This window comes from Bradyrhizobium sp. Leo170 (genome assembly GCF_004296405.1).
GTDB lineage: Bacteria > Pseudomonadota > Alphaproteobacteria > Rhizobiales > Xanthobacteraceae > Bradyrhizobium.
In genome coordinates this window covers 1-2,978 of sequence record NZ_PSRR01000571.1, presented here as the reverse complement: position 1 = coordinate 2,978, position 2,978 = coordinate 1, and the positions used below count along the sequence as shown (strand labels likewise).

The 2,978-nt window shown below is 65.6% G+C and carries 1 protein-coding gene; it reads right to left on the bottom strand.

Features of this window, described 5'->3' with window-relative positions:
• On the bottom strand, positions 1 to 2,824 hold a 2,824-nt coding region (gene traA / locus CWO89_RS42545; protein WP_130584173.1), incomplete at its 3' end, for a Ti-type conjugative transfer relaxase TraA.
• Positions 2,825 to 2,978: the final 154 nt, after the last annotated feature.

Genomic DNA, 2,978 nt, shown 5'->3' with positions numbered 1-2,978 from the left:
CATTGGCCTCGGCGCGCTGGCGCTCCTGCTTGTCAGGCTTGCCCGCCAGCAGGCCGGTCTTGCCGCGTAGCGCCCCGAAGGATTCCGTGCTCGATGCGAGACGCGCAAGTGTCGAGCTTGCAGCGGCCGGGTCCTTCAGCATGGCGTCGAAGTTCGCCGCGCGGAACGCGCGCTCGGGATCGGCAAAGACGAGGCGGAAGCGGGTGGACACATCCTCCCACTGCTTCTTGATGGCGGGGTCGGCGAGGATCCTGTCCTCGACCGTGTCGATGAGGGATTTGGGGAACGTCGTCACGCCGGCGACCATGGGCTTCGCCTCCTTGTGTGCGGTGTTGATGATGGGTTTGCGGCTGTCGACGAGGCCGAGTTTTTCGCCGAGCGCGCGGAGCCGACGCGCGACGCCGACGAGGCGCTGCTTCTGGCGAACCGTCCAGCGCAGGCGGTCGTTCACCAGCGTGCGCGCCACCTTGACGATATGCAGTCCGCGGTTCGCGGCGAAGCGCAGCGCATCGCGATAGAGCGCGCCGCGTTCGTAATCGAGGGTGGTCTCCTTCGCCCGGCGCTGCGACAGGATCGGGATCAGGCCACCGGCCTTCTGGAACGAACGCCGGCCGTAATAGAGCGCCACATCCTCGCGATGGCGGGTCAGCGCGACATAGCTCAGGTGCTTGTCGAGGGACAGCGTTGCCAGCACCTTGACCCGATCGACCGTCGCTCCTTGCGCCTTATGCACGGTCGTCGCATAGCCGTGGTCGATATTGCGATAAAAGCGCTGATCGACCGTGACCCGGTGGCGGCCCTCGCCCTCACCGATCTCGGCGACTAAGCGCGCCGGCTTGGCTTCCACGACCTTGCCGATCATGCCGTTCTTGACGCCGAGCGAGCCCTCGTTCTTCAGGAAGACGATCTGGTCGCCCGGCGCAAACCGGCGCTCGCCGTCCTCGGTCCGGAAGGCATGTCCCGCTTCCACGAGACCGCGCTCGACGAGTTTAGCCCGCGCCATTTCGTTCAGCGTGCGTACGTCGCGGCGCAGATGCGCCAGGATCAATGTCGACTTGGAGGGATCGTAGTCGCGGTTCCAATCGGCGATGAGATTGTCGATCGCCTGCGCCTTCAACTCAGAGCCGAATAGACGTCCATGGTGACCATAGGCGGACAGGGCCTGCGCCGTCCGGCCACGGGCAAGATCGAGCGAGGCGTCACGCATCCATTGCTGGCGCTGGCGATAGATTGTTTCGAGTTCGGCATAGCCGATGCGTTCGACGATCGCGCGAAACGCGGCCCCCGCTTCGATCGGCTGGAGCTGCTCGGGATCGCCGACCAGGACGAGCTTCGCTCCCGCCTTTGACGCTGTTTCGACGAACAGCGCCATCTGCCGCGAGGCGACCATGCCGGCCTCGTCCAGGACAAAAACCGTTCTATCGTCGAGGCCGTTCCGACCGCTCTTCCATCTCAATTCCCATGAGGCGAGCGTGCGGGATTCGATGCCCGCCTCCTTCTCCAATCCCTCAGCCGCTTTGCCTGCCAAGGCGCCGCCGACCACGTGAAAGCCAGCGGCCTCCCACACCTCGCGTGCGGCCCGCATCATCGTGGTCTTGCCCGCGCCCGCACGACCGACAACCGCCGCGATCCTCTCTCCGGACGCCAGATGCGCGATGGCGGAGCGCTGCTCGGCCGAGAGGTTGGTGTGCCCCGCGGACACGGCCGCCATGACCGGCGCCTTGACCGCGAAAGCCGTGCTGCCCGACAGATGGATCGCACGCCGCGCCATCTCCGCTTCGAGTCGGATCAGCTCGCGGGTGGTGTATTTTGCCGGCGCCCGCGCGCCGGTGTCGAACTCGACAGATTCTCCTTCCAGTCGGAGCGCATCGGGGCTTTGCAGCACCCGCGCCATCAAGTGCTGGAAGGTCCCGGCATCGTCGACATAGCGATGCAGGAGCTTGCCGACGTCGCGCTCATCGAACACGCTCTTTTCCCGCGAAATCATGTCGAGCACGATCTCCGGACGACGCTGGATCCGCTTCAACGTCTCGGCCCGGTTCTCGTCGAAGACACGCAGCCGGTCGAGGTTCGGATCGCGCCCCTCGCGCTCGGCCCGGCGCTGGATGGCCTTGGCCGCGACGCCGATGTGGGTGGTCGGCACGACGTCGATCCCGCGCTCGGCGTAGGACCGCCCATCGACCCGAATCTCATGGCCGTGCAGGGCGAGATGCTGGTTCTGCAGGTCGAGCCAGCCGTTGCGCTGCTCGAGGAACTCTTGTTTGTCGCCGGCCCAAAGCCGGTAGGCGATCTTGCCGGATTTCATGCGCAGCGGCTGCCCGTCGTCTCCGATGACAGCGACCCGCTTCGGCCCGAATCCGGTTTCCGTAAGAGGCCGCAGCGTCGTCATGAGGTGGACATGCGGATTGCCCGGCTCGTCATGATAGACCCAGTCCGCGACCTGGCCGCGCGACAGCACCTGCTCGACCACGAACTGGCCCACCAGCGTGATGTTCTGCTCGCTCGTCAACTCGACGGGCAGCGCGATGATGAACTCCTTGGCGAACTGCGCATCCGCCCGCTTCTCGAAGGCCTCGACCTTGTTCCAGAAGGCCTCCGAGGCACCCGCAACGGAGCGATCGGCGATCATCGTCCGAAGCCAGACGGGCGCGGCGGCCGGCACCAGGAACTCCTCGTGGATCATCCCGCGTTTGTTGGAATAGTCGACGGTACGGCCCTCGGCCTCGAATTCCATCTTCGCGCGATGCCGGTAGGCAGCGGCCAGCACGGCGCTGCGGCCATCGCCGCGTCCGATGAGCTGGGGCGTGAAATGGGTGATGGCCACGGCTGGCGCGATCCTTAAGACGAGTGAACATGCCGTTCGTCGGGATTGGCCCGCGCATTCAGGGCGGGAAGCAGGACGTCGCGTCAGCGACGTATTACTGCCCTTGGAAGCCGCTCCTTCGGAACGGCGGGATGATCTTCCAAAGCGTCGGCTT